The following is a 26,577-nucleotide window of genomic DNA, read 5'->3' as shown; positions in this document are numbered from 1 at the left end:
ATTATGTGTGATATTGAAAGCAGGAAAACAAAAAACGGCATCTGATTAGAAGGCTTAGCGGGAAGTAAGTGAAAAGAAAATGTGCATTGGATGGCAGAAAAATCTGTTTTTCCAATGCACATTTTTAATACGAGTATAAAAATATTTATTTCAGAACTTCAACTCCCTGCACCGATCCAGACATTCAAAGATCTCCTGCCGTCTCGGCCGCGCCAGATCCCCAGGTCTTCCAGGAGCGAGAAGAGAAGCAAGTCCTTTTTCATCCATCTGCCGTTCCAGCAGATCGACAACCTGCACCAGTGTTTTGCGTCCGTCCATCCTGCGTTCCGCCGCATCCAGCAGAAGTGCCGCCAGTCCATTCAGCTGTTCGCTGTCGGTCAGCTGTTCCACAGCACGCAGATCGGTCAGTGATTTATTAATGAGAATAGATTCACGTCCCATGACTTTGACTTTCGTGCGGTCGCTGCCAGTCAGCGCTTTCGACGGCTGCGGGCGGCGCTGGAAGGATGGAACGGCGAAAGGACGCACCGATGCGGAAAAAGGCGGGAACTCCGCTGCTGTGGTTTTGGCACGCTCCGTAATATCGTAAGGAACGTATTCCTTCATCTGAATCACCGTATCCGCCACATGGAAGTAAGATCCAGAGCTTCCGGCGACGAGGATAGACGAGATCCCAAGCTTCTCATACAGATCCCGCACACGGCTGATAAACGGCGTGATCGGCTCTTCACTGTCCGCAACGACGCGCTGCATCAGCTCATCCCGCACCATAAAGTTTGTGGCGGAGGTATCCTCGTCGATCAGAAACAGGCTTGTACCGGCCTCAATGCCTTCAATGACATTGGCAGCCTGCGAGGTGCTGCCGCTGGCGTCTGCGGTCGAGAAGGAAGTGGTGTCGCTCTTTCCAGGCAGATCATGGATGAAGAGGGAGATATCGACATTGCTGATGCTGCGGGAGTCCTCTGAGCGGAGTTTTACGGCACTCGCATCGGTGATGACATATTCGCGTCCATCCCCGGCGATATGGTTGTACACGCCGCGCTCCAGCGCCTGCAGCAGGGTGGACTTTCCGTGGAAACCTCCGCCGACAATCAGGGTAACACCCAGCGGAATGCCCATGCCGGAAATAGATCCGCGGTTCGGGAGATCGAGGGTGACGCGTAAGGATTCCGGCGAGACAAACGGAACGGCGTGTTTCATCGGCAGGTCAGAGACACCGGTCTCACGTGGGAGAATGGAGCCGTCGGCGATGAAGGCGGTGAGTCCTTTTTCTTTTAATGCGGCGCGGATCGCCTGCTGATCTTCACAGAGACGGGCGACACCGGCGCATGCTTTCGGATCCAGACTGCGGTACAGAAGCGATTTTTCCACGCAGCCCGGCAGGAAGTCGAAGAGAATGCGGATCAGTTCCTGCGAGGCGATGGTGCGGCCATTGGCGGGAAAGCCGATTTCCATGTTGACGATAAGACTGCCGTCGGACGGATTTAAAACGCAGGCAGTGCGCTCGAGAATTTCCTGGCCGCAGCGGCTGACGCCAAGCAGACCGCTTTTGCCGGAGCCCTTCGCGCGGAACGAGTACGGTGCGATCGCGCGCGCAAACTGGCGCAGCAGGTAATCCTGAAGGGCGACGCGCTTCTCATATGTGTCGTAGAGCGATGTTGGAAATGCGGCGGTTTTTCCATTGATATGGACGCTGACACGCGACGGAGCAGCGAATGGATCGCCCTGGACATGGTCGATGGAGAGGGTGTAGCGCGGAAACTGGTAAGCACCGCGGGTGGATTTATAGGCGGGATAGCTTTTGTGGTTGATGCCAAATAAAAGCTGTTTCAGATCATTTGCGGACTGCATGAGAAAAACTCCTTTCAAAACGAATGTTTATACATAGAAATCATTTTGTGATAACTATAGCACAGCAGCGCGGAAAAATGCAAAGAAAAAGAGCGAAAAGCCTTCCCCACAGAAAAGGAGACGTTTCGCTCTTTTTGCATAGCGGCTGCCAGACGTTACGCTGCCTGTTTTGCGCGCCGCGTGTGCTCAAAATACCCTGCAGTGCCACAAAAAATGTTTTTCCATTTCCATTCAGGTATCCCATCATGGAGAAGTTGATGCCGACGACCACACAGTCCACTGCGTAGAAGCGGAGATAATCGGCTGCGGCCGCGATGACGTCCTTATCATCCGAGAAGAGACGGGCAAGAAGCGCACCGTGGGAGAAGCTGAACAGAAAAACGGCAAGTCCCACCGCGAATGTCCAGATCATGCCGAGATACATGGATGAGCGGGCACGCTTGTATTCTTCGGCACCGACGTTCTGTGCGGAGAAGGTGGAAACAGCGGAAACATCTGCCGTGGAGGCAAACTGGCCGACGACCATCAGATCGACGGTTCCATACAGTGCCTGGAGCAGATTGGCGCCGAATACGGGGAGCATAAAAAGCAGAATCAACGTTTGGAAACACTCTGGCGTTTCACCAGTTTCGTTGCCATGCACATCTTCAGACACTCACGTTTCGGATCAGCTACGCGGTCGAGCAGACGCTGAACAGCGGTGGCACCGAGCTCCCGTTTTCTGACTTTCATGGTGGAAAGCGGCGGAACCATCATATCGCACATTGGAACGTCGTCAAAGCCGATGATGGAGACATCCTCCGGGATGCGGTAGCCGTTTTCACGCAGCGCACGCATGGCGGCCGCAGCGATGATGTCATTATCGGCAAAGTAAGCATCTGCGATCGGAGCTTTCGACTCGAGAAGGCGCAACATGTCGCGGTAGCCCTCGTCCGAGGTAGGGGAAACCGGGTGGACATATGGATGCGAGGTGCTGATACCGTTTGCACGGAGCGCTTTGTAATAGCCGTCGGCCCGTTCGGAGAAGTTGCTGATGTCGAGGTTCGAATGAAAGTAGCCCACGTTTTTGTGTCCGCACTGGATCAGATAATTCGTGGCGTTGAACGCACCCTGAATGTTGTTGATCAGAACGCAGTCGTAATCAAGCTCATCGTAATAGCAGTCCACGACAACGATCGGAACAGAAAAATCGCGGAACTTGCGGAAATCGGATGGAGCCATTTCTGTTGCAAGAAGCAGAATGCCCTCACAGTCCACTGCGCGGAGTGCATCGAGCTGGCTGTCAATATCCATAGTCTCATAAAAATAGGAGATATGAAGCGCACAGCCTTGGCGGGTGCATTCGGTGGAGATTCCTTCGGTCAGCTGGGAGAAAAAAGGTGTGTCGGCAGCAACCTTTCCGTGCTTTTTATAATTGACCAGCTGAATAATGCGGGAGGAAGCGCCGGAGGATTCATTTTTTTTCGGCGCATAGCCATACTCGGCTGCAGTTTTTAAAACCAGCTCTCTTGTGGCATCGCTGATGCCGGGTTTGTTATTGAAAACCATAGAAACCGTGGCAGGCGATACGTTGATCAGCTTTGCCAGTTCTTTCGCAGAAATATTCATAAAATTTCAGCTCCTGTTCGATAAAATCAGCCCGCACGCTGCTTTCGTGTGTTTTTACATGCGGGATGTTGAAATTTATTTCAGTGTTTATCTGAAAAATATTAAACTTATGCATTGATTTTAATATGAATTAAAAAAGAAGTCAACTTCTGAATCTGTAAAAAATTAAAATACGAAGAAATGCATAAAAACAGCCAATCTTTTTTGTGCAAATTACTAAAAAAGATTTAATAAAGTTGAATGCATGTTGACAAATTCAAAAGAATTTAGTAATATAAGAGCCATAGAGAACAGGAAAATTCAGGACAAAATTTAATAAACTTAAAAACAATTAAGTGGAGGAAAAGAATATGAAATCAGTTAAGATCGGATTTGCACCTACAAGAAGAAGTATTTTCAGCGCTCCGGATGCTGTAAAATACGCCAACCTGACGAGAGAGCGTTTAAAAGAGCTCGGCGTTGAATTTGTTGATATCACAGACATCAACGAGGAGGGGCTGTTTTACGATGAGGCGGATCGTGAGAAAATCCAGGAGAAATTCCGCCGTGAGAACGTAAAGGGAATTTTCTTCCCGCACGGAAACTTCGGCACGGAATATGTCTGTGCAAGACTGGCAAAGGAAATGGGTCTTCCGGTACTCCTCTGGGGACCGCGCGATGAGAGACCGGATGAGAACGGTGTGCGTCTCCGCGACAGCCAGTGCGGCCTGTTCGCAACCGGAAAAGTGCTGCGCCGTTTTGGCGTTCCGTTCACCTACATGACAAACTGCCGCCTGACCGATCCGGAATTTGAGCGCGGCATCAAGGATTTCCTCGCCGTATGTAATGTGGTAGATACCTTCCGTCACACCAGAATCCTTCAGATCGGACCGCGTCCGTTCGACTTCTGGTCCACGATGTGTAACGAGGGCGAGCTGCTGGAAAAATTCAACATTCAGCTTTCCCCGATTCCGCTTCCGGAGCTGACCGAAGAGATGAAGAAAGTAAAAGCAGAGGGCACCGAGGTAGAGAAAGTCGTTGCTTACTGTAATACCAATATGTGTGTAAAGATCAAACCGGAAGAACTGGAAAATGTAGCAGCTCTGAAGGTTGCGATGAAGAACCTGGCTGTCAAATATTCCTGCAATGCCATTGCGATCCAGTGCTGGAACGCGCTGCAGGGCGAGATCGGCATCATGCCGTGTGCGGCAAACTCCCTGCTGAACGAAGAGGGAATTCCGGTTGTCTGTGAGACCGATATCCACGGTGCCATCACCGCTCTGATGGTAGAGGCTGCCGGCAGAAACGACAAGAGAAGCTTCTTTGCTGACTGGACGGTACGTCACCCGGACAACGAGAACGGCGAGCTGCTGCAGCACTGCGGACCGTGGCCGATTTCTGTTGCACAGGAAAAACCGACGATCGGTTATCCTCTGGCATTCAGCCATCCGGGCGCTGTAGAGGCACAGGCAAAATTAGGTGAAATGACACTGGCGCGTTTCGACGGAGACAACGGAGAGTACTCCCTGCTGCTTGGAAATGCAAAAGGTGTAAAGGGGCCTTACACGAAGGGAACCTACGTATGGGTTGAGGTACAGAACCTGAAACGCCTCGAGGCAAAAATCGTTGAGGGACCGTACATCCACCACTGTGTCGGTATCCACGAGAACGTTGTGCCGGTTCTGTATGAAGCATGCAAATACATCGGCATTGCCCCGGATTTATATGATCCGATCGAGGAAGATGTCAAAGCATATTTAAGAGGAGAATGAAAATCATGAGTGAATACAAGGAATTGAGTTGTCTGGCGTATGATCTGCGGAAGAAAGTAGTGGAAATGGTAGTTTCCGGCAAGGGCGGCCACATCGGCGGCGACATGAGTGTCATCGATGTGCTTGTAGCGCTGTATTTTAAAGAGATGAACATCAGCCCTGAGAACATGGACGACCCGGACCGCGACCGTTTTGTGATGAGTAAAGGTCATTCCGTTGAGGCATATTATGCGGTACTTGCAGCAAAGGGATTTTTCCCGATGGAAGAAGTCATCGAAAAATTCTCCAAATTCGGCAGCCCGTACATCGGCCATCCGAACAATAAACTGCCGGGCATCGAGATGAACTCCGGTTCTCTCGGCCACGGACTTCCGGTCTGCGTGGGAATGGCACTGGCAGGAAAAATGGATAAAAAAGATTACCGTGTTTACACCGTTATGGGTGACGGCGAGCTGGCAGAAGGCTCTGTCTGGGAGGGCGCAATGTCCGCAGGAAACTACAAGCTGGACAACCTCTGTGCGATCGTAGACCGTAACCGTCTGCAGATCTCCGGAAATACCGAGGATGTCATGAAACAGGACAGCCAGGAGGAAAGATGGGCAGCGTTCGGATGGAATGTTCTTTCCGTACCGGGCAACGATATGGACGCGCTCGTTCATGCGTTTGAATTGGCAAAACACTGCAAGGGAAAACCGACGGTTATTATTGCAAATACAACGAAGGGCTGTGGTTCTTCTGTCATGGAAAATAAGGCGGAGTGGCATCATAAAGTGCCGACACCGGAGGAAGTAGAGCAGATCATGAAGGATCTGGATGAGAGAAAGGAGGCACTGTCATGAACAAGATTCCAAACAGACAGGCCATTTGTGAGGTTTTAATGAAACATGCCGAAACGGATAAAGATATCGTGGTACTCTGCAGCGATTCCAGAGGAAGTGCTTCCCTGACACCGTTTGCAAATGCGTATCCGGAGCAGTTTGTGGAAATGGGTATCGCAGAGCAGGATCTGGTCAGCGTTTCTGCCGGTCTTGCAAAATGCGGCAAGAAAGCATTTGCGGCATCTCCGGCGTGCTTCCTTTCTACAAGAAGCTATGAGCAGGCGAAGATTGACTGTGCATACTCCAACACCAACGTAAAGCTGATCGGTATCAGCGGCGGTGTGAGCTACGGTGCACTCGGCATGAGCCATCATTCTGCACAGGATATCGCAGCAATGGCAGCCATTCCGAACATGCGCGTTTATCTGCCGAGCGACCGCTTCCAGACAGCAAAACTGGTTGAGGCGCTTCTTAACGATGAAAAACCGGCTTATATCCGTGTGGGAAGAAATGCCGTTGCGGATATTTACAGCGAAGATAATACACCGTTTGAGATGGATAAGGCAACGGTTCTGTCGGAAGGCACCGATGTTTTACTGGTAGCCTGCGGTGAGATGGTCCGTCCGGCGCTGGATGCAGTTGCCATGCTGAAAGAAGAGGGAATCAGCGCAGGACTGCTTGATATGTACTGTGTGAAACCGTTGGACAAAGAGGGTCTGGTAAAGGCTGCCAAGGCGGCAAAAGTTGTTATTTCGATCGAAGAACATGCTCCATTCGGCGGTCTTGGATCGATGGTGAGCCAGGTGGTCGGTGCGGAGTGTCCGCGCAAAGTCGTTAATATGTCTCTGCCGGATGCGCCGGTGATCACGGGAACTTCTAAAGAAGTGTTTGATTACTATGGACTGAATGCGGAAGGTATTGCAGCGAAAGCGAAAGAATTACTGAAATAAAGATGTTTATGACGTTCCTGCGTGCCCGGACTGTGGAAGGCCCGGGGGTGCAGGGACGTTTCTATTTTATGATAGTAATGGAGTGAAAACATGGAGAAAAGGTATATTATCGGAATTGACCAGAGCACGCAGGGAACGAAAGCGCTGCTCTTTGATGGTGAAGGACATTTACTGCGCCGTACCGACCTGCCGCACCGGCAGATCATCAACGAAAAGGGCTGGGTGTCCCATGATCTGAATGAGATTTACCAGAATACCGTACAGACGGTAAAAACGCTGGTGGCAGAGTCCGGTGTTGCACCGGAAGAAATCGCCGGAATCGGCATCAGCAATCAGCGTGAGACAACGGCAGTCTGGGACAGGGTGACAGGCGAACCGCTGGAGGATGCGATTGTATGGCAGTGCGGACGCGCAAGCGGGATTGCGCAGGAGATTGCGGAGCAGGGATATGCAGAACAGATCCGTGAAGCGACGGGTCTGCAGCTTTCGGCTTATTTTCCTGCTGCAAAGATGGCGTGGCTGCTTCGAAACGGCGGAGAGGAAAGACAGAAGCGTGCGGAAAACGGCGAGCTGTGTCTGGGAACGATTGACAGCTGGCTGGTTTACAAGCTGACGTGGGATCATGCGTTTAAGACAGATTTCTCAAATGCATCGAGAACGCAGTTATTTAATCTGAAAACGCTGGCGTGGGATGAGAAGATCTGTGAGATGTTCGGGATTCCGGCCTGCGCGCTGGCCAGGGTGTGTGATTCCGATGCGGTGTATGGAACAACGATGCTGGAAGGATTGTTTTCCGAGCCGGTTCCGATCTGTGGTGTATTAGGCGACTCTCATGCGGCTTTGTTCGGACAGGGCTGCTTAAAACAGGGCATGATCAAGGCAACATATGGAACGGGTTCTTCGCTGATGATGAACATTGGAGACAGGCCGATTCAGAGCAGCCATGGTGTAGTGACCTCCCTTGCGTGGGGAAGAGGCGGCAAGGTGGACTATGTGCTGGAAGGCAATCTGAATTACACCGGAGCTGTAATTACCTGGCTGAAGGATGACCTGAAACTGATTTCTTCGGCAAAAGAGACGGAAAGTCTGGCGAGAGAGGCAAATCCGGCGGATCGCACCTATCTGGTTCCGGCGTTTACCGGGCTTGGGGCGCCGTACTGGGACGAGAAAGCAACGGCATCGATCAGCGGAATTACACGTACCACAGGAAAAGCGGAGGTGGTAAAAGCGGCACTTGATTGCATCGCGTATCAGATCACCGACCTCGTCCGTGCGATGGAGCAGGATACCGGCATGCGGATCGAGGAACTCCGCGTGGACGGCGGCCCGACACGAAACGGATATCTGATGCAGTTCCAGAGTGATATTGCAAATAAACGCGTGAACATTCCGGATGCGGAGGAGCTTTCCGGTATCGGGGCGGCTTATATGGCCGGTATTTCAGCCGGGGTCTACGATCTGGAAAAACTCGCGGGAAATATGAAACGAAGTGTGTATGAGCCGAAGATGGACGACGAAATCCGGGAGAAGAAGTATGCCGGATGGAAAAAGGCTGTCGACGGGGTATTAAGTAAATAGGGGACGGACGGCGCAAAAGGCTTCCCGCCCTACAGAGCGCAAGTCCCCGGGCAGACACTGTTTCGGAGGGCAAGAGGCTCTAAGAAACTTGAATTTTGCTAAAAGCGTCGCAGAAAAAGGCAAACTCGCTGTCGCTCAAACAGTGCCTTTTTCTGTGACAACGCAAAATCCAATTTTCTAAGATCCTTAGCCCTCCTGCAAATGTGTCTGCCCGGGGACTTGTGCTCTGTGCAGCGGGAGGTTTTTTGCGCCTGACGGTGGGATGACGAAGGGGGGACGCGGGCATTACTGTATACTCGGTACCGGAACACGTGGGCGGTTCCCTGCACTGAGAGAGGAATAGCGCTTGCGCTGAATTGTGGGCGTGGGTATAATAGAAAGAAGAAAAGGGTCAAAGTTAAGAAGACAGGAGGAAGGGCTCATGGGGACGTATTTGAATCCGGGGAATGGATTGTTTAAGATTGCGTTGAATTCTCAGATTTTTGTGGATAAGAGCAGATTGCTTGAAGTGACAAATCGATGTGTCGGGACGATGCAGAGGTTTGTCTGCGTGAGCCGTCCGAGAAGGTTTGGCAAGTCGATGGCGGCGGATATGCTGGCAGCGTATTATCAGCGAGGGATGGATTCGGATCCGCTGTTTCGGGAGCTGAAAATTGCGGATTGTGCTTCTTATTCTGCACATCGAAATCAGTATGATGTGATCAAAATTAATATGCAGGAATTTTTAAGCGAGACCGAGAGTGTGGAAGATATGCTACAGATGATGCGCAGTTATCTGCTTTTTGATCTGCGGGAAGCATTTGGAGAGGTGCGGCTGCGGGATGAGAAGAATCTGGTTCAGGTAATGAAGGATATTTATGCGGCGACGGGGCGCTCGTTTGTGATTTTGATTGATGAGTGGGATTGTCTGTTCCGGGAATATCAAAGTGATAAGGAAGCACAGAAAAAGTATCTGGATTTTCTTCGGGCGTGGCTGAAGGATAAGGAGTATGTGGCACTTGCCTATATGACGGGAATTCTGCCGATTAAAAAATATGGTTCACATTCGGCACTCAATATGTTTTCAGAATATTCCATGACGAATCCGCGGGAAATGGCGGAGTTTTTCGGATTCACAGAGGAGGAAGTGCAGGCGCTTTGCGAGAAATACGGAAGAAGCTTTGAGGAAACGCAGGCTTGGTATGATGGATATGAGCTGGCGGCGGTGTGCGGAAATGAACTGAAAACGTATGCGATGTACAGCCCGAAATCCGTCGTGGATGCCATGCTGAGCGGGATTTTTGATAATTACTGGAATCAGACGGAAACGTATGAAGCGTTGAAAGTTTATATTCGTATGAACTTTGAAGGGCTGAAGGACGATATTGTGAGAATGCTGGCGGGAGAGCGGATTCGGATTAATATAGGCACATTTTCCAATGATATGACGACATTTCAGGGAAAGGATGATGTGCTGACGCTGCTGGTGCATCTTGGATATCTGAGTTATCACTGGACGGATAAGACGGTGTCTATTCCGAATAAGGAAGTTTCGCAGGAATATATCAATGCCATCAGTACGATGGACTGGAAAGAAGTGATACGGTCAGTGGAGGATTCGCGAAAACTGCTGGAATCACTCTGGAATATGGATGAAACTGCAGTTGCGCTGGGAGTGGAAAGAGCGCATCAGGAGATTTCGGCGTTAGAATATAATGATGAAAATTCCCTAAGCTGTACCATCAGCCTGGCTTTTTATTTTGCGAGAGAATATTACACGGTGATTCGGGAATTTCCGACGGGGAAGGGCTTTGCAGATCTCTGCTTTATACCAAGAAAAATGTATGCGGACAAGCCGGCGATTATCGTGGAGCTGAAATGGGATAAGAGTGCCAGAGGAGCGTTGGAGCAGGTGAAAGACCGGGAATATGTGGAGACGTTGAAAGAATATAAGGGGAATTTACTGCTGGTGGGGATTAATTATGATAAGAAAACGAAGACGCATACATGCGTGATTGAGAAATTTGAAAAATAAACATTTTGAGTACGAAGTTCTGTCAGACCAATTCCGACAGGTACTTGGGAGAAAATGGATTCTAAACTGTGATTGGAAAGAACACAAAAGCGAACAGAAGATACGAGCGTATGAAAAGCACAAACAACAAAAATGAGAGGGACGGCTGTAGAATATGAAAGTTCTGAACTTTGAGGATAGTGTTTATAAGGCGAATGCAATTCGAAAAATATTAGATAACCGCTGTGGTGTGGCATCGGTTGAGCAGGTGTCTAATGTGGAAGATGGTCTGAAAATGTTGAAAGATGCAGAAAACGCAGGAGAGCCGTTCAATCTGATCATCACAGATATGCATTTTCCGATGAGGTCAGGAGCCATCAGCGATACAGAAGCGGGAGAAAAATTAGTTCAGATTCTGCAGGAGCAGGGAAATCAAACCAACATTATCGTATGTTCCTCAAGAAATATGAAACTTCCAGGTGTATATGGATGTATCTGGTATTCGGAAATCAGCGACTGGGAAGAAGAACTTTGTGATCTTGTAAGAGAGATGGAAAAAGTAAATGATTTACGCGGTGCGTGATCCGTACGAACCCCGGTACACCGAAGTTGCAAAGACTTCCGGCTTTCGTTGTGAGTGTCTTTGATTTTATGCAGAAACGGTGCTGGGTAATGGAAGAGGAGACATGCGGATATTTTGTTTAGAAAAGAGGACACTATGGCATCAAGCATGATTCATTTGGCGATTGTACAGGAAATGAGAAAGGAAGTCTCATTTCGAGATATCAACCGCCTGTTCCTTGGGGTGATTCTGCCGGATGGGGCGGTGGCGGGAAATAGCCATTTAAAGAAGAAAATCTGCGAAAATACCAGATACACATACGATCTCGAATTTTTCCGCGACAGATACGGGAAATACATGAAAAATTAAACCAGAAGTTAAATGCAAAAATCGAAAATATGTAATATAGTATATACAGAACAAAGCACGGACATTCACAAAAAGAACAGAGACGTGCAGAAAGGGGAACCGGAGAAATGAATTACTATATCAGCGATCTGCACTTACTGCATAAAAACTGTATCGGCTTCGACGAGCGTCCCTTCGCGGATCTGGAGGAGATGCATGAGGCGATTCTTGCAAACTGGAATCGGAAAGTAACGAACAGTGACACTGTTTACATCCTCGGGGACGCTACCTTATATGGAAAGAAAGAGGATGCCATTGCACTGGTTGCAAGAATGAAGGGGAAAAAGGTTCTGGTAAGAGGAAACCATGATCACATCGACGATTACCGGTATCAGCAGCTGTATGAGGAGATCTGCGATTACAAGGAAATTCAGGATGGAATCGACGGAAAACAGTATCATCTGGTTCTCTTTCATTATCCGATTTTCAGCTGGAAAAATATGGGACACGGAACTATTCTTCTGTATGGCCATACGCACGACAGCATGGAGGATACGTATTATCAGGAGTGCCTGAGAAAAATGGCGGAGGAGGAATGCAGCAGACACATTTATGAGTGCAGACCGCAGGCATACAATGTGGGATGTATGAAGCCATGGATGAATTATGAACCAAGGTCCCTGAAGGAAATCCTGAGCTTTAGAGAGAAGGCTGAGGCAGAAAAATAGCATCTCCACCGATGATATAAAGCAAGTCAGGGTGGAACAACATTTGATATACATCGGTATCCACAAAAAAATGTGGATGAAAATAAGGCGGTAGTTTAACGGGTAAAACCTGTGCAGAAAAATGTTTCATGTTTGTGGAACGTACAGCAAATTTTTTGTAGAGGATATGGCACAGAATGCAGGTTCAAGTCCTGCCCGCCTTACGCGAGTGAGATAGCTCAAAGGAAAGGAGCGGCAGCGATGAGTTTTGCAGAACAGATGCGGGAGCAGACAACAAAAACCTATACGGAAAACGGGGCAGCAGCACGGAACACAAGCGGCGATGCGCGACTGGATCTGTTTGCATCGATTGGATCCCTGCGCAGTGCGGATCCGGAAAGAATCGAGCTTCTGTTTGCGGAAGCGTACCAGGCAGACCCGCTGTTCGCGTTAAAAATCCTGTTTTATGCGCGTGATATCCGGGAAGGTCTCGGTGAGAGACGGGTCTTTCGAATTCTGCTGCAGTACCTTGCCAAATATCATCCGCAGGATGTTATTGCGAATCTCGATCTGATCGGTGTTTATGGACGGTTCGATGACTGGTACTGCCTGGTCGGAACCAGAGTCGAAGATGAGATGTGGAAAGCCATGAAGCAGCAGCTGGAAGCAGATCTGAAAAATTTCCAGGAGGGAAAAAGCGTTTCCCTGCTTGCCAAATGGATCAAGACGGCAGATTCGAAAAGGGAAGAGACGAGAAAGCTCGGCATTCTGACGGCGCAGAAGCTTGGCTATCCGGTTTACAACTTCAAAAGAATCGTCCGTTCCCTGCGGAAATACATCGGCGTGCTGGAAGTAAAAATGTCAGAAGGAAAGTGGGAGGAGATCGTATACCCGGAGGTCTCCGGAAGAGCCATGATGATTTACCGGAACGCATTCCTGAGACATGACATGGAGCGTTTTGACCGGTATCTGATGAATGCACTGGAGGGAAAAGAAAAGATTCATGCGGAGACGCTGTATCCGTACGATCTTGTAGAAAAAATACTGTACTTCAATCCGTGGGACGAGGTAATGGAAGCACAGTGGCGCCAGCTGCCGGACTATGTGGCAAAGGAAACGAATGCGATTGTCGTTGCAGATGTTTCCGGTTCTATGTGGATAAGACCCATGGCTACAGCGATTGGCCTTGCCATTTACTTTGCAGAGCGGAACCGGGGTGTTTACCACAATCTTTTTATGACATTCAGTGAGAAGTCAGAATTTGTTTCCCTGAAGGGGGAAACGCTGGAGCAGAAAGTCCAATGTGTTAAGCGTGTTGACTGGGGAATGAATACGAATCTGCAGGCTGCATTTGAACACGTTTTGGAAACAGCACTGAATCACGATGTTCCACCGGAAGAAATGCCGAAAGCACTGATCATTGTCTCGGATATGGAGATTGATGCCTGCGTGGACGAGAACTGGATGTTTTATGATCATATGAAAGAAAAGTACGAATACAGCGGCTATCGGCTGCCGAACGTTGTTTTCTGGAATGTGAACAGCCGCCACGACCTTTTCCATGTCGACAGCAAAAGAAAAGGGGTTCAGCTGTACAGCGGAGAGTCGGTTACGACATTCCGGAATCTCCTGAGTAACATCGACACCACACCGGCGGAAGCGATGGAACAGATCATCGAAAGCGAGCGGTACGCGTGTGTCAGAACCGGGGATGTGGAAGAAAAGATGTAAAGTTGTGATTGGAAAACAGGATGTAGGAGAATAAAAGAAAAACGGACGCTGCGTTTCAAAGATGAAGCAGTGTCCGTTTTTTACTATATGTAAGATACCGGGGTCAAAAGGTCAAAAAGCCTTTTGACCCCAACATCTATTTAAGAAAAGTTGACAGTTGAAAAATTATCCAAAATACTCTCCCGCCAGTTCCTTAAACGCCGGCAGTGCCCGCTCGATCTGCGCAGTAGTAACGCAGTACGCGATCCGTACGAAGCCCGGTGCACCGAAGTCATCGCCGGGTACAAGAAGAAGTTCGTGTTTTTTCGCTTTCTCGCAAAATGCATACGCGTCCGGTTCCGGAGTTTTCATGAAGAGATAGAAAGCACCGTCCGGGTGAACGCAGATGAAGCCGTAGGAGGTTAAGGAATCATACAGCAGATCGCGGTTTTTCTTGTAGACCGAAAGATCCGAAACCTGTCCTGCGCATTTGGCAATGACGTGCTGAATGAGGCTTGGTGCGCAGACGAAGCCGAGGGCACGTCCTGCGCCGCAGATGGCTGCGTAGATGGTTCTTGCATCATCGACCTCATCCGGAACGAGAACATATCCGATACGCTCGCCTGGCAGGGAGAGGGATTTGCTGTAGGAGTAGCAGACCAGCGTGTTTTTGTAATATTTTGTCAGATACGGAACTTCAACGTCTCCGTAGACAAGCTCGCGGTACGGTTCGTCAACGATCAGATAGATCGGATGGCCGTATTCGGCAGATTTTACCTCCAGAAAAGCAGCGAGCTTCTGAATGCTTTCTTCGGTGTAGACAACGCCGGACGGATTGTTCGGGGAATTGACGAAAACACCTTTGGTGTGCGCTGTGACAGCGGCCGAGAGGCGGTCAAAGTCGATCTGGAACGTGGAAGAATCAGCCGGCGTTTCGATCATGGCTGCGCCTGCAGATTCGATGAAAACACGGTATTCCGGAAAGTACGGGGTAAATACAATATACTCGTCGCCCGGAACGGTTAAAGCGCCAAGGACGATGCGGAGCGAAGCGGCTGCACCGCAGGTCATATAGAAGTTGTCAGCGTGGAACGCGGTACCAAAGCGTTTGTTCAGGTCGGCTGCAACGGCGGCGCGGGTATCGGCATCGCCCTGCGCGGATGTATAGCCGAAGAGATAGTAATCGTCTTTGGAATCAAGCAGCTCCTTGATGGTCTCATGAACGGAGGCCGGAGCCGGGACGTTTGGGTTTCCGATACTGAAATCAAAGACGTTTTCTGCGCCGATCTCGGCAGCGCGTTTTTTACTGTATTCGAAAATCTCGCGGATTACCGATTTTTTTGTGCCGAGAGTCACCATTTTTTCTGAAATCATGTGTCAATCCTCCTGATGTAAATTGTTTGCCGCTGTTTTAATGAACTGTAAATATTATTCTTTTTTCTGTTTTTCCCTTATTTTAGCAGACAAAGGCTGAATTGTAAATGCAGCATTTTCGGTCTCGTGCTGCCGCAGGCTGAAAAGATGGCGAAAGCACACCACAAGTGATACCGGCAGACTGCCGAGCCGCACGGATGGAAGAAAGCGGGAAACAAAACCATTGGTGCCTGAAAAATTGGTAAAATAGAATAAAATCGAAAGAAAAAGAAATGAAAAACAGGATAAAATGCTGAAAATCAATTGACATCCCATCCAAAACTTCGTATCATAAAGACAAAATGGGGCGCGTTCGGAAAGCGATCTGCGCTCTGAAAAACACAGGAGGTAAACTTAAAATGGGTAAATGGCAGAGAAGTCTTTACCAGCCGGTTCTGCCGCTGGGAAAAGACGGAAAAAGAGTAACAGGAAGCGCTGAACATATCGCACTTTCCAGAAAAGCAGCAGGCGAAGGTATGGTTCTGGTGAAAAACGAGAACGAGACACTGCCGCTCGCAAAAGGCACAAAAGTAGCTTTATTCGGAAAAGGAACGATTGATTACGTAAAAGGCGGCGGCGGAAGCGGTGACGTTACGGTCGAGTACATCCGCAACTTCTACGAAGGCATGAAGATCAAAGAAGCCGAGGGGGAGGTTTCTCTGTTCCATGAGCTGCCGGAATTCTATGAGAAAAATGTAAAAGAACAGTATGCTGCAGGCGCTGTACCAGGCATGACAAGAGAGCCGGAAGTACCGGACGAGCTGGTAACAAAAGCGAAAGCATTTACCGATACCGCGATCATCACCATCTGCCGTTTCTCCGGCGAAGGCTGGGACCGCAAATGCCAGATCAACGATGAGGGCTACGAACTGTTTGAGGATGAGAAAAAACAGATCGAGCTGAGCGCAAGCATCTTCGAGAACGGCGACTTCTGCCTGACAAACGGCGAAGCAGCCATGGTAGAAAAAGTAAAAGCAAACTTCAAAAATGTTATCGTTGTCATGAACGTCGGCGGTATGGTTGATACCAGCTGGTTCAAAGACTGCAGGGAGATCCCGGCAGTGCTGATGGCATGGCAGGGCGGCATGGAAGGCGGCCTCGCAGCAGCAGACGTGGTAACCGGCGATGTCAATCCATCCGGTAAGCTTGTTGATACATACGCAGCAACCCTCGAGGATTATCCGTCCACCGAGAACTTCCACAAATCCGTTTATTACGTGGATTACAACGAGGATATCTACGTTGGATACCGTTACTTCGAGACGATTCCGGGCGCAGCAGAGAAAGTCAATTATCCGTTCGGTTTCGGTCTTTCCTACACCACTTTCGAGACAGAGGTTCTGGGAGCAGAAGAGAAAGACGGCAAGATCATTGTAAAAGCTGTTGTTACCAATACCGGAAATCGTGCCGGAAAAGAAGTTGTACAGCTCTACTACGGCGCATCGCAGGGCAAACTTGGCAAACCGGCCAAAGAGCTCGGCGCATATCAGAAAACAAGACTGCTGCAGGCAGGTGAGAGCCAGACGATGGTACTTTCCTTTGCAGTTAATGATATGGCATCCTTCGATGATCTCGGAAAAATTGCAAAATCTGCTTATGTTCTCGAAGCAGGAAGCTACGTCTTCTACGTTGGAAACAATGTAAGAGATGCGAAGAAACTGGATTTCACCTACGATCTGGCAGAAACAAAAGTGACTGCACAGTACACCAGCCTTGCAGCTCCGCATAAGCTGGAAAAACGTCTCCTTGCGGATGGAACCTATGAAGCGCTTCCGACCGATGACGGCCCTGTCGAGGAAAAAGGACTGGAGCGTCAGGACAAGCTGACTCTGGAAGGCTTCCTTCCGGCAGTCAAAGCACAGGCGCGAAAGAGTTTTGGCGAGCTTATGGAGGCGGCAAAGACAAATCCGAACCTGATGAATGTGGTCGAAGGAAAAGAAACGCTCGATGAGTTTGTAGACAAGCTTCCGACCGAGGCACTCATCCATCTGCTCGGCGGCCAGCCGAACACCGGCGTTGCCAACACCTTTGGCATGGGAAATCTGCCGGAGTACGGCATTCCGAATATCATGACTGCAGACGGACCTGCAGGCCTTCGGATCCAGCCGCAGTGCGGTGTCAACACGACCGCATGGCCGTGCGCAACACTGCTTGCCTGCACCTGGGATCCGGAGCTGATCGAGGAGATCGGTAAAGCCGGAGGAGAGGAAGTCAAAGAAAACAACATCGGCATCTGGCTGACCCCGGCTGTCAACATTCACAGAAGCCCGCTCTGCGGAAGAAACTTCGAGTATTATTCCGAGGATCCGCTTGTGGCCGGAAAATCCGGTGCGGCAATGGTACGCGGCATGCAGTCCGAGCATATCGGGGCAAGTGTGAAACACTTCTGCTGCAACAACAAAGAGACCAACCGAAAAGACAGCGATTCCCGCGTTTCCGAGCGTGCACTGCGTGAGATTTACCTGAAAGCATTTGAGATCATCGTAAAAGAGGCAGATCCGTACACGATCATGTCCTCCTACAACCTGATCAACGGTGTGCAGGCATCCGAGAACAAAGACCTGCTGACCGGCATTCTGCGCGGCGAGTGGGGATTCAAGGGAATGGTAACGACCGACTGGTGGACCCACGGCGAGCATTACCGTGAGACAAAAGCCGGAAACGATATCAAGATGGCAAACGGATACGAGGAGCGCGTACAGGAAGCATTCGAGAAAGGCTATATCACCCGCGACGAAATCGCTCTCTGCGCAAAACGAATCCTGACCATGATCCTTCGCATGGATTAATGTGGATGAATGTGAATACATAAAGAAAAGCGTGGATAACGCATAAAAAAACGTATGCTGTTGTGGAAAAAGCAACAGCATACGTTTTTTTTACGCGGGCAACGAGCCAAAGTCCGTGCTTGCACGAGACCTTGGCGACTGCCGCGATAACTTGAGAAACTCGCAGAGCGTGTTTCTCATAGTTTCCCGGGAAAACTTCAGACTCAGGCAGCAGCCTTACGGTTTTCCAGTTCTGTCATAATTTTAAATTCCCGCACGACCATAAAGATGCTGACGGATGCCGCCGCGAGGTCTGCAATCGGCGCGGTGTACATTACTCCGTCGATGCCGAAGAGATACGGGAAAATCAGCAGCAGCGGCAGAAGGAAAATAATCTGTCTCGTCAGAGAGAGGAAGATTCCCTTTTTCGGCGCTCCGATCGAGGTAAAGAAGTTCGAGCTGACCGGCTGGATGCCGTTCAGGAATGTGAAAAACAGGAAAATACGGAAGTACCGCTCTGCAAAATGCAGGTATTCCTCCGAGCCGGAACCGAAGATGCTGATGATCTGGCGCGGGAAGAGCTGGAAGCAGAGAAAAGCGACGAAGGAAATGGCGGTCGCTGCGAACACTGCTTTTTTGTAGGCTTCTTTGACACGGTCATATTTCGCCGCTCCGAAGTTGAAGCTGACGATCGGCTGAAGCCCCTGTGAAATGCCGATGACGAAGGAGAAGAACAGCATATTGACCTTGGAAATGATGCCGGCACATGCGAGCGGGATGTCGCTTCCGTAGATGGAATTGGAGCCGTAGTGGGTCAGTGTGTTGTTCATGACGATCTGAACGACCATCATTGCGACCTGGTTGAACGCCGGTGTCGCGCCAAGCGAAGCGATCTGGATCCAGCAGGCCGTTTTCGGCTTCAGATCGGAAAGGGAGAGCGGCAGCGTTTTGAAGCCGCGCAGATAGCGCACAACGAGCAGGAAAGATAAAACCTGTCCGGTGATGGTCGCGAGTGCCGCGCCTGCCATTCCCATGTGGAAAACGAAGATGAACAGCGGGTCAAGAATGGAATTGACCACGGCACCGACCAGGTTGCATGCCATGGAATAATTCGGGCTGCCGTCCGCGCGGATCAGATTGGAACCGCCGATGGTGACAATCAGGAACGGAAAGCCGATGGAAGTGATTCTTGTATAGGTGCAGGCGTAGGTGAGAACGTCCGTGGTTGCACCGAAAAGAATCATCATGGGGTGCAGGAAGAGCTGAACGGCAATGCAGAGAATGACGCCGAGGATTGCCAGCATGGAGACAGCGTTTCCAACGGAGGATTTTGCGTGTTCCGTTTCTTTCCGGCCCATGCAGAGATTAAAGTTTGCCGCGCCGCCGATGCCGCAGAGCAGGCCGATCGAGGTGCAGACCATGCTGAGCGGGAATGCCACGTTGGTCGCCGCATTTCCGAGCACGCCTATGCTGTGGCCGATAAAGAGCTGGTCTACCATGTTATAGAGGGCGCTGACGAGCATCGCGATGACGCTCGGAACGGCAAAGCGCCGCAGAAGCACGCTGACCGGTTCCGCGCCGAGGGGATTTTCGGATGGGTTCATAAAAAGGCTCCTTTCTCAAAAAGTATGGAATCAAGTAAGTATCATCTGTATTGAGTGAAAAGACACTCAGACAATCAGTATACCACAAAACGAAAACCCAGAACAAGCATGGATTGCCTGAAAGAAAGATTTTTTGAAAAAAAAGGATTGACAAAACACAAATATTAACCTATATTGAAACAAGGTTAACAATTCAAAAAGAATTGCATACAAGAGACCTGCGAGGAGGACTTACTTTCATGAAAAAATCAAAACTTACCACAAAACAGGTTGTACTGACCGGTATGATGACGGCCGTGCTTGCGGTACTGTCTATTGTGACGATTCCGCTTCCAACCGGTGTTCCTGTGACACTGCAGACTTTTGCCATGGCATTCTGCGGTTACGTACTTGGCTGGAAATTAGGCGGTGCATCCGCTGCGCTTTACGTCGTACTCGGCGCAATCGGTGTTCCGGTTTATGCCGGCATGAGCGGCGGTTTCGGCTCTCTTCTTGGAGCAGCCGGCGGTTTTATCTTTGGTTTTATCCCGATGGCAATGCTCTGCGGTGCCGGAATTAAAAAAGGCTTCCCGGGCAAACCATTCGTTCTTGGAATCGCAGGTCTTGCGGTATGCCATGCATTCGGTGTGGTACAGTTTGCGGTTGTAACAGGAAACACCATTCCGGCATCGTTCGTGCTGGTATCCGTTCCTTATATCGTAAAAGATGTGATTTCCGTTGTTGCAGCAGAGGTTCTCGGCGTTGCCGTTCGAAAAGCACTGTCCGCTGCCCATGTGATGAACTACGGAACCGCAGCATAAATAAGTTTTTCATTCCCATAGCAACCCCCAATATATCGAGAGACAGGCATTCTGGTCAAAACGCCAGGTGCCTGTTTCTTTTTTGTGCAGAGAATTTTAAAGAATTCCTAAGAAAGAGGCAAGGAGGCGTTAAGGGGTGTGTGATAGGATAGAAAACAGGAAAAGAAAAAAGGGGTTTAAGAATCATGAGAAAGAAAAGGCGAAAACACCATGGCATATTCGGAAAAATGATCGGAGGCCTGCTGGCGTTTCTGGTGCTGATCCTGCTGGCAGCGGGAATGTTCTGGACACTTCAGGGATATTTTTCGTATCAGAAAGCAGTAAAAGAAAAGCCGCTTGCACAGGCCGTGGAGGAAGTCAGGAGCGAAGCGCAGTGGGTTTCCCTCGATCAGGTGCCGGAGCTGTATCAGAAAGCGGTGCTTGCGGTCGAGGATCACCGGTATTACGAGCATCACGGCATCGACTGGATCAGCACCGCGCGGGCGGTTGTGCATGATATCCGTGTGATGAAACCGGAGCAGGGCGGCAGTACGATCACGCAGCAGCTCGTAAAAAACATGTATTACGATCAGAATAAAACGCTCGCCCGGAAAGCGGCAGAGGCGTGGACGGCACTCTATGTGGAACGGCAGCTCTCGAAAGAAGAAATTCTGGAACTGTACATCAATACCATCTATTTCGGGGATGGCTACTATGGACTGAAAGAAGCATCGCTTGGCTACTTCGGGAAAGCACCGCAGGAGCTGACCGACAGCGAAGCCGTTCTCCTCGCCGGAATCCCGAATGCACCGTCCGCCTACGCGCCGTCGCGCCACGCGGACCTGGCGCTGCAGCGGGAAAAGCAGGTGCTGGCGGCAATGGTAAAATATGGATACCTGGAACAAAGTGAGACGGACGGCCTGCTGTGGGATGCGGCAGCCGATCCGGCTCTGGCACGATAGAAAGAAAAGAGAGGAAAAAAGAATGGGAAAACTGATCAGACTGGCGGCTGCAGCGCTGTCGATGATTGGAATTTTGGTGATGATTCTCTGCGTGCAGGCGGCGATTTTATTTGTGAGGCTGTGCATCCGAAGAAAGCAGAAAAAAATTGAGCTGAAATAAGAGAAAGAAAAATGCGAGCAGAATTGCCGGAAGAAAAACGGTGATTCTGCTCGCGTTTTTTTCTGTGAGCAATCCGATTGCGTTTCCGCCGGGAAAAAGGTATAATGAAAAACAGGCAAAAAAATGGTAAAACAGACAGCTTTTGAGGAAAAATAAATGGAACAGAAAGACAGCGCAGAACAGATTTTAAAACAGATTCCCTATGAGATCGTGTATTCCGCCCGCAAAACGCTCGCCGTCCAGGTCAAAGCGGATGGAAGCGTGGTGGTGCGCGCACCGAAACGGATGGCAAAATACAAAATTGAAGCATTTTTAAAGGAAAAGCAGGACTGGATTTTATCCCACCGTGAGCGGGCACTTGCGGCATCAGAACAGAAAAAAGCAAATGGTCTGACGGAAGCAGAACGAAAAGCGGCGCTCCAGCGCGCGGCGGAAATGCTGGCGGAAAAGACGGCGCGCTTTGCAAAAGAGATGGGCGTGACGTACGGCAGAATTACGATCCGCGAGCAGAAAACCCGCTGGGGCAGCTGCAGCAGCGCCGGAAACCTGAACTACAACTGGAAACTGGTGCTGATGCCGGAGCGCGTGATGGATTACGTCGTCATCCACGAGCTGGCGCACCGGAAAGAGATGAATCATTCCGCGCGGTTTTACGCGGTGGTGGCACAGCAGATGCCCGATTACAAAGTGTGGCAGAGCTGGCTGAAGGAGCATGGAAGAGAGTACTGAAAAAGAGAGGCAAAACAAATGATACTGACCGAAGAAAAAACATATATCATCAATGTGACGGAAGTCGATACCGAAGCAGAGCTCGGTTTAAATAAGAAAGATATTATGATTGAATACACGAATCTGGAACTGCTGCACGCGGTTCTTGCAAGCACGATGCCGTATGGCAGATTGTCGGCGCGCTACCGCGGAAAACGGAAGGCGGAGCTGCGGTCCCGGATTGCGATGGTGGAGAGCGTGCTCGAGACGCGCGGCGACCAGCTGGCAAAAGCGGAGCAGATTATGTATCTCGACACGGCGGAGCGCAGTGCAATCTGTCATTATCTCGGCATCATCTACACGCGGCTGATTGCGCAGAAGCTGTACGGAATTGACTGTATGGTACCGCTGAACCTGATCGAGCAGCCGGGGGAGAAGAAATTTGTAAAATACAACGGCGCCTACCGCCAGGATCTGATCGGATACGGAAAGCAGAATGCCTGGAGCATCTGGGAACCGGTCGGCAGAAGTGAGAACAGCCAGGCGGCTTTCGGAAACGGATGCCGGGCAGCGTCTGAGATCGAAAAGATCAATGAAAACCCGTTGGCGAAGAGTGCGGCATGCATGACGTATTATGAGAGAGGCTATCTGAATGCCGTTGTAAAAGAGCCGGAGCGAACCGGGGACGGGACACTTTGGTTCCCGGAGGAGAACTACTTCAAGGCATATTATCAGCCGCTTTTTGAGCTGTTTGCAGATGAGCAGCCGGGTGGGGTGTATGGAAACAGCGGCAGCTTTGAAATGGAGCTGACCCCACCGTGGACGGAGGAAGGGAAACGCGGCTTCCGCCACCTGCAGATCGGAACGGATCCGGTGACGATTGCATTGATGCGGGAAGGAAAGTACGATCAGATCTTCAAGCAGATGGAAACGGTTTTGGATGTATCAAAAGAGCACAGATTCTGCGGGAAAGACGGCATCTGGGTAGGCGCAGAGTAAATGCCATCGGAAGTGCCGAAGAAAATGCCGAAGCTGCAGGGGATGATGAGAAAACAGATTTTGTGTGAGAAAAAAAGCGAAAAAGGAAGCGAAAAAGAAAGGATAAGAGCAATGGCAAAAGAAATGGAAACTCCAAAGGACGAAGGGCTGCAGGGGAATGAAACGATAGAGGAAGCAATTCTGGGACTGCAAAAGGAGCCGACGCCGGAACTGCTGGCACACGTGCTGACGGTGATCCGCCGCAGAATGAAAGAGGGCGGCCAGGCGATTCTTTCCGTGGAACCGCCATCCGGCGACGATCAGATCCGGATCGGAACGGTAAAGAGCGCAGACGGAAAAGTCTGGTGGGCCGCGTTTACGAGCTTTGATGAGGAATTAAAGGGCGCCGGCAGCGTGAAATCCACGTTTCTCGTCGATCTGGAGCAGCTCATCCGCATGGCATCCGCGACAAAGGAGATCAGCGGCGTGATTCTGAATCCGTGGAACCGCACGATCATGCTGGATCATACACTGCTTTCGATTATCATCGGGGAAGAAAATGCGGGACATTGAAGTCGATACAAAAAAGACGAAAATGACTGAAAAATAAAGTTAATTTAACGCTAAACATGGCGGAAATTGTATGGTATAGTGGAGAAAATAAAAGAAAGAGGAATTGCAACATGAACCGTAATTATGAAAAAACGATCTACGCCTGCTTTGTCGGCTACATCGTTCAGGCGATCGTCAACAACTTTGTACCGCTGCTGTTTCTGACGTTTGAGAAAACATACCATATCCCGCTCGGCCAGATTACGATGCTGATTACCATTAACTTCGGAATTCAGCTTCTTGTCGATCTGCTGTCCGCGAAATTCGTGGATAAGATCGGCTACCGGATCTGTATCGTGGCAGCGCATGTCTGCGCGGCGGCCGGACTTCTGGGACTTGTTTTCCTGCCGGAAATCGTTGGAAATGCGTATATCGGTTTTCTGGCGGCAGTCATCATCTATGCCATCGGCGGCGGTCTCATCGAAGTGCTGATCAGCCCGATCATGGAGAGCTGTCCGACAAAGAATAAAGAAAAGGCAATGAGCCTTCTGCACTCGTTCTACTGCTGGGGCCATGTGGGGGTTGTATTGATTTCGACCCTGTTTTTCAAACTGTTCGGTATCGGAAACTGGAAAATCCTGGCGTGTGTCTGGGCAGTTGTGCCGATCGTCAACGGCGTGATTTTCACCCGCGTACCGATCGCACCGCTTGTAGAAGAGTCGGAAGAAGGTATGAGTATTCTTGATCTCTGTAAGAGCCATGTTTTCTGGATTCTGATGCTGATGATGACGTGTGCGGGAGCCAGTGAGCAGGCGGTCAGCCAGTGGGCATCCACGTTTGCGGAGCAGGGACTTGGCGTGTCAAAAACCATCGGAGACCTCGCCGGTCCGATGTCCTTCGCGATCCTGATGGGAAGCTCCCGTGCCTTTTACGGCAAGTTAGGTGATAAAATCGATCTCGACAAATTCATGACAGGAAGTGCCGTGCTCTGCATCGCATCGTATCTGCTGATCTCCCTGTCCCCGTCGCCGGTGCTTTCGCTGGTGGGATGCGGACTCTGCGGCTTGTCCGTCGGCATCATGTGGCCGGGCAGCTTCAGCAAGGCATCCGCAGCACTCCGAAACGGCGGAACCGCAATGTTCGCCCTGCTCGCACTCGGCGGCGACCTCGGCTGTTCCGGCGGCCCGACCCTCGTCGGCTATGTATCAAGTGCCGCATCGGATAACCTGAAAAAAGGAATTTTAGCCGGCGTCATCTTTCCGGTACTGCTGATTGTCGGGGTGATGCTGCTGAAAGGGAAAAAACAGGAAGCGTAAAAATGGAAAAGGAGGCTGTATATGGGATATCGGAAGGTTTACCGCACGGATGATGAAGCAACGATGAACAAGGTCGTAAAACTTCTGCAGCGGAGCCGGATTCCGGCTTATGGAAAAAGCGAGGGAGCCGGTGAATTTCTGCAGATTTCGATGGGAATGTCGTACCAGGGAAGAGCCATTTATGTGCCGGAGGAATACACAGAAGAAGCCAAAAAACGGATTGGCGAGTGGGAGAAAAAAGGAGAGTTCCCGGAGGCGCTCCGCACGCAGTCTCATTCCTTAAAAGCCAGAATTACCGCAATTCTATGGGTGGTGATTCTGGTTGGGGGACTTGTGTTCACCACACTGTGGAATCTGTTTCAATAACAAGGGAGGTTTTACATCATGGAAGGTTTTCAGGTAACAGAAATTGGGGAAAAGATTTACTGTATTCTGGATGCGGGAAATTCGTCGTTCTACGTGGTGGAGGGAGAAGAAAAAGCGGCTGTGATTGATACCGGCATCACAGTCGGCGCGAAGATTCTGCCGGTGATCCGGGAGCTGACGGACAAGCCGCTGCTTTTAGTCATCACGCATGCGCATCCAGATCACATGTACCATATTGATGAATTCGATGAAGTCTACATGTGCCACGACGAAAAGAAGATGGATCCGGAGACGCTTAACGTACTGACGGCTGGAAAACTGAAACCGTGGGAAGAGATTCATGACATCCGTACCGATTCCGTGATTCCGCTCGGCGGCACAGAGCTGGCCGTCTGTCAGACACCGGGCCATACGCCGGGCAGCGTCGTTGTGCTGGAGACGAAACAGAATTATCTGTTCACCGGCGATGCGATCGGAAGCGGCTGCGGCGTCTGGATGCAGGTGCCGGGCGGAACAAGCCTGGAAGAGTATTACGACGGTCTGGTCGGACTGATGGCATGGCTGGTAAAAAAAGGCGGCCGCATGAAATTTTTTGGCGGTCATCACATGCAGGTGTTTGAATCGACCGCGCATCCGGTGTACAATCCGCTCAGCCTCGGTGTGCTCGCGGATCTCATCGACCTTGTGGATCAGGTGATCCACGGCGAAAACCTGGGACGGCCAAGCAATGCGAAGCCGTTTTCGAAAGAACAGGTCCGCTACGCGTCGTACGGCCGCGCAGAAATGCAGTACTGTGCATCGCGGATTCACCGAAAATAAGCGCGTGAAATCTTAAAACTTCCATAAGAAGAAAGGTTTTTGCCCGCGGCGGCTTGACAAAATAAAAAAACGCGATTATGATAAATGCAGTTTCTATTCCAACAGAAAAAGAAAAGGTTATGAAGAAGAGGAGTACATGGCAGGCCCCAAAAGAGAGGACGGTTCACCGGCTGAAAGGCTGTCCGGGAAGGTGGTCATGGAAGGTAGCTTCTGAACCGGAGAGCTGAAAAGCACAGAAGATGTGATGACTAGGTTCTCACGCATGAGTCACGTTAC

Annotated in this window: 24 protein-coding genes, 1 tRNA gene and 1 other annotated feature (1 of these 26 cut by a window edge); of the genes, 20 read left to right on the top strand and 5 right to left on the bottom strand. The window is 50.2% G+C overall.

Annotation, left to right across the window (positions count from 1 at the left end):
* Positions 1-150: 150 nt before the first annotated feature.
* Genes ACY2VT_RS03800 through ACY2VT_RS03790 form a run of 3 tightly spaced genes read right to left on the bottom strand, consistent with a single transcriptional unit; the run spans position 151 to position 3,459 of the window.
* Positions 151-1,851: an ABC-ATPase domain-containing protein gene (locus tag ACY2VT_RS03800; RefSeq protein ID WP_461878938.1), complete on the bottom strand. Its 1,701-nt coding sequence runs from the start codon at positions 1,849-1,851 to the stop codon at positions 151-153.
* 40 nt (positions 1,852-1,891) lie between these two features.
* Positions 1,892-2,434 carry an MATE family efflux transporter gene (locus tag ACY2VT_RS03795; protein WP_461878937.1) on the bottom strand — a complete coding sequence of 181 codons (543 nt, stop codon included), beginning with the start codon at positions 2,432-2,434 and terminating at the stop codon, positions 1,892-1,894.
* Positions 2,435-2,445: 11 nt separating this feature from the next.
* The gene (locus ACY2VT_RS03790; protein WP_302435168.1) at positions 2,446-3,459 is read right to left on the bottom strand and encodes a LacI family DNA-binding transcriptional regulator; all 1,014 of its coding nucleotides are present in this window, start codon (positions 3,457-3,459) and stop codon (positions 2,446-2,448) included.
* A 350-nt stretch (positions 3,460-3,809) separates the two neighbouring features.
* On the opposite strand from ACY2VT_RS03790, the gene ACY2VT_RS03785 reads away from it, so the two are divergent.
* From ACY2VT_RS03785 to ACY2VT_RS03740, 10 genes are all read left to right on the top strand, one after another.
* Positions 3,810-5,210: an L-fucose/L-arabinose isomerase family protein gene (locus tag ACY2VT_RS03785; RefSeq protein ID WP_302435167.1), complete on the top strand. Its 1,401-nt coding sequence runs from the start codon at positions 3,810-3,812 to the stop codon at positions 5,208-5,210.
* 5 nt (positions 5,211-5,215) lie between these two features.
* The gene (locus ACY2VT_RS03780) at positions 5,216-6,049 is read left to right on the top strand and encodes a transketolase (RefSeq protein WP_118719685.1); all 834 of its coding nucleotides are present in this window, start codon (positions 5,216-5,218) and stop codon (positions 6,047-6,049) included.
* Positions 6,046-6,978, top strand: a complete 933-nt coding sequence (locus ACY2VT_RS03775; protein ID WP_461878936.1) for a transketolase family protein — start codon at positions 6,046-6,048, stop codon at positions 6,976-6,978. The genes ACY2VT_RS03780 and ACY2VT_RS03775 overlap by 4 nt, the downstream gene beginning before the upstream one ends.
* 90 nt (positions 6,979-7,068) lie before the next feature.
* Entirely contained in the window at positions 7,069-8,556 is a 1,488-nt protein-coding gene (locus ACY2VT_RS03770; protein WP_461878935.1) for an FGGY family carbohydrate kinase, read from the top strand.
* A gap of 421 nt (positions 8,557-8,977) precedes the next feature.
* On the top strand, positions 8,978-10,570 hold the full coding sequence (locus ACY2VT_RS03765; protein ID WP_461878934.1) for an AAA family ATPase: 1,593 nt from the start codon (positions 8,978-8,980) through the stop codon (positions 10,568-10,570).
* A gap of 154 nt (positions 10,571-10,724) precedes the next feature.
* The gene (locus ACY2VT_RS03760) at positions 10,725-11,132 is read left to right on the top strand and encodes a response regulator (RefSeq protein ID WP_461878933.1); all 408 of its coding nucleotides are present in this window, start codon (positions 10,725-10,727) and stop codon (positions 11,130-11,132) included.
* 135 nt (positions 11,133-11,267) lie between these two features.
* Positions 11,268-11,480, top strand: coding sequence for a hypothetical protein (locus ACY2VT_RS03755; protein WP_461878932.1), 213 nt, complete (start codon positions 11,268-11,270; stop codon positions 11,478-11,480).
* 107 nt (positions 11,481-11,587) lie between these two features.
* The gene (locus ACY2VT_RS03750; RefSeq protein WP_461878931.1) at positions 11,588-12,187 is read left to right on the top strand and encodes a metallophosphoesterase; all 600 of its coding nucleotides are present in this window, start codon (positions 11,588-11,590) and stop codon (positions 12,185-12,187) included.
* An 84-nt stretch (positions 12,188-12,271) separates the two neighbouring features.
* A tRNA-Phe gene (locus tag ACY2VT_RS03745) sits at positions 12,272-12,390 on the top strand.
* A 37-nt stretch (positions 12,391-12,427) separates the two neighbouring features.
* Positions 12,428-13,897, top strand: coding sequence for a DUF2828 family protein (locus ACY2VT_RS03740; RefSeq protein ID WP_461878930.1), 1,470 nt, complete (start codon positions 12,428-12,430; stop codon positions 13,895-13,897).
* Between the two features lie 165 nt (positions 13,898-14,062).
* Here the strand turns inward: ACY2VT_RS03740 and ACY2VT_RS03735 are convergent, their stop codons facing one another.
* Positions 14,063-15,250, bottom strand: a complete 1,188-nt coding sequence (locus ACY2VT_RS03735) for a pyridoxal phosphate-dependent aminotransferase (protein WP_461878929.1) — start codon at positions 15,248-15,250, stop codon at positions 14,063-14,065.
* A 398-nt stretch (positions 15,251-15,648) separates the two neighbouring features.
* Here ACY2VT_RS03735 and ACY2VT_RS03730 point away from each other — a divergent pair, with 398 nt between their 5' ends.
* Positions 15,649-18,078: a glycoside hydrolase family 3 protein gene (locus ACY2VT_RS03730; protein WP_461878928.1), complete on the top strand. Its 2,430-nt coding sequence runs from the start codon at positions 15,649-15,651 to the stop codon at positions 18,076-18,078.
* Between the two features lie 203 nt (positions 18,079-18,281).
* On the opposite strand, the gene ACY2VT_RS03725 is transcribed toward ACY2VT_RS03730, so the two are convergent.
* Complete coding sequence (locus tag ACY2VT_RS03725; protein ID WP_461878927.1) at positions 18,282-19,661, bottom strand: MATE family efflux transporter; 1,380 nt, start codon at positions 19,659-19,661, stop codon at positions 18,282-18,284.
* A gap of 239 nt (positions 19,662-19,900) precedes the next feature.
* Between ACY2VT_RS03725 and ACY2VT_RS03720 the strand changes: the two genes are divergently transcribed.
* The 9 genes from ACY2VT_RS03720 to ACY2VT_RS03680 all read left to right on the top strand — a co-directional run bounded on the left by ACY2VT_RS03720 (position 19,901) and on the right by ACY2VT_RS03680 (position 26,301).
* A complete protein-coding gene (locus ACY2VT_RS03720) occupies positions 19,901-20,461 on the top strand; it encodes a biotin transporter BioY (RefSeq protein WP_461873787.1) in 561 nt (186 codons plus the stop codon).
* A gap of 185 nt (positions 20,462-20,646) precedes the next feature.
* Entirely contained in the window at positions 20,647-21,402 is a 756-nt protein-coding gene (locus tag ACY2VT_RS03715) for a transglycosylase domain-containing protein (protein WP_461878926.1), read from the top strand.
* Positions 21,403-21,424: 22 nt separating this feature from the next.
* Complete coding sequence (locus tag ACY2VT_RS03710; protein WP_461878925.1) at positions 21,425-21,562, top strand: hypothetical protein; 138 nt, start codon at positions 21,425-21,427, stop codon at positions 21,560-21,562.
* Between the two features lie 156 nt (positions 21,563-21,718).
* Positions 21,719-22,291: a M48 family metallopeptidase gene (locus tag ACY2VT_RS03705; protein ID WP_461878924.1), complete on the top strand. Its 573-nt coding sequence runs from the start codon at positions 21,719-21,721 to the stop codon at positions 22,289-22,291.
* A gap of 18 nt (positions 22,292-22,309) precedes the next feature.
* Positions 22,310-23,269 carry a hypothetical protein gene (locus tag ACY2VT_RS03700; RefSeq protein ID WP_461878923.1) on the top strand — a complete coding sequence of 320 codons (960 nt, stop codon included), beginning with the start codon at positions 22,310-22,312 and terminating at the stop codon, positions 23,267-23,269.
* Positions 23,270-23,380: 111 nt separating this feature from the next.
* Positions 23,381-23,821, top strand: coding sequence for an SseB family protein (locus tag ACY2VT_RS03695; protein WP_461878966.1), 441 nt, complete (start codon positions 23,381-23,383; stop codon positions 23,819-23,821).
* Between the two features lie 110 nt (positions 23,822-23,931).
* Positions 23,932-25,116 (top strand): MFS transporter, encoded by a 1,185-nt coding sequence (locus ACY2VT_RS03690; protein WP_461878922.1) that lies wholly within the window; start codon positions 23,932-23,934, stop codon positions 25,114-25,116.
* 21 nt (positions 25,117-25,137) lie between these two features.
* Positions 25,138-25,482 (top strand): putative signal transducing protein, encoded by a 345-nt coding sequence (locus tag ACY2VT_RS03685; RefSeq protein ID WP_461878921.1) that lies wholly within the window; start codon positions 25,138-25,140, stop codon positions 25,480-25,482.
* Between the two features lie 18 nt (positions 25,483-25,500).
* On the top strand, positions 25,501-26,301 hold the full coding sequence (locus ACY2VT_RS03680) for an MBL fold metallo-hydrolase (RefSeq protein WP_461878920.1): 801 nt from the start codon (positions 25,501-25,503) through the stop codon (positions 26,299-26,301).
* 110 nt (positions 26,302-26,411) lie between these two features.
* Positions 26,412-26,577, top strand: a binding site (T-box leader); it runs 55 nt beyond the window's last position.

This window comes from Fusicatenibacter sp. (assembly GCF_050872605.1).
In the GTDB taxonomy this organism is placed as follows: Bacteria; Bacillota; Clostridia; order Lachnospirales; family Lachnospiraceae; genus Fusicatenibacter.
Note: the sequence above shows the minus strand (reverse complement) of the source record. Positions and strands in the feature narration are given on the sequence as shown.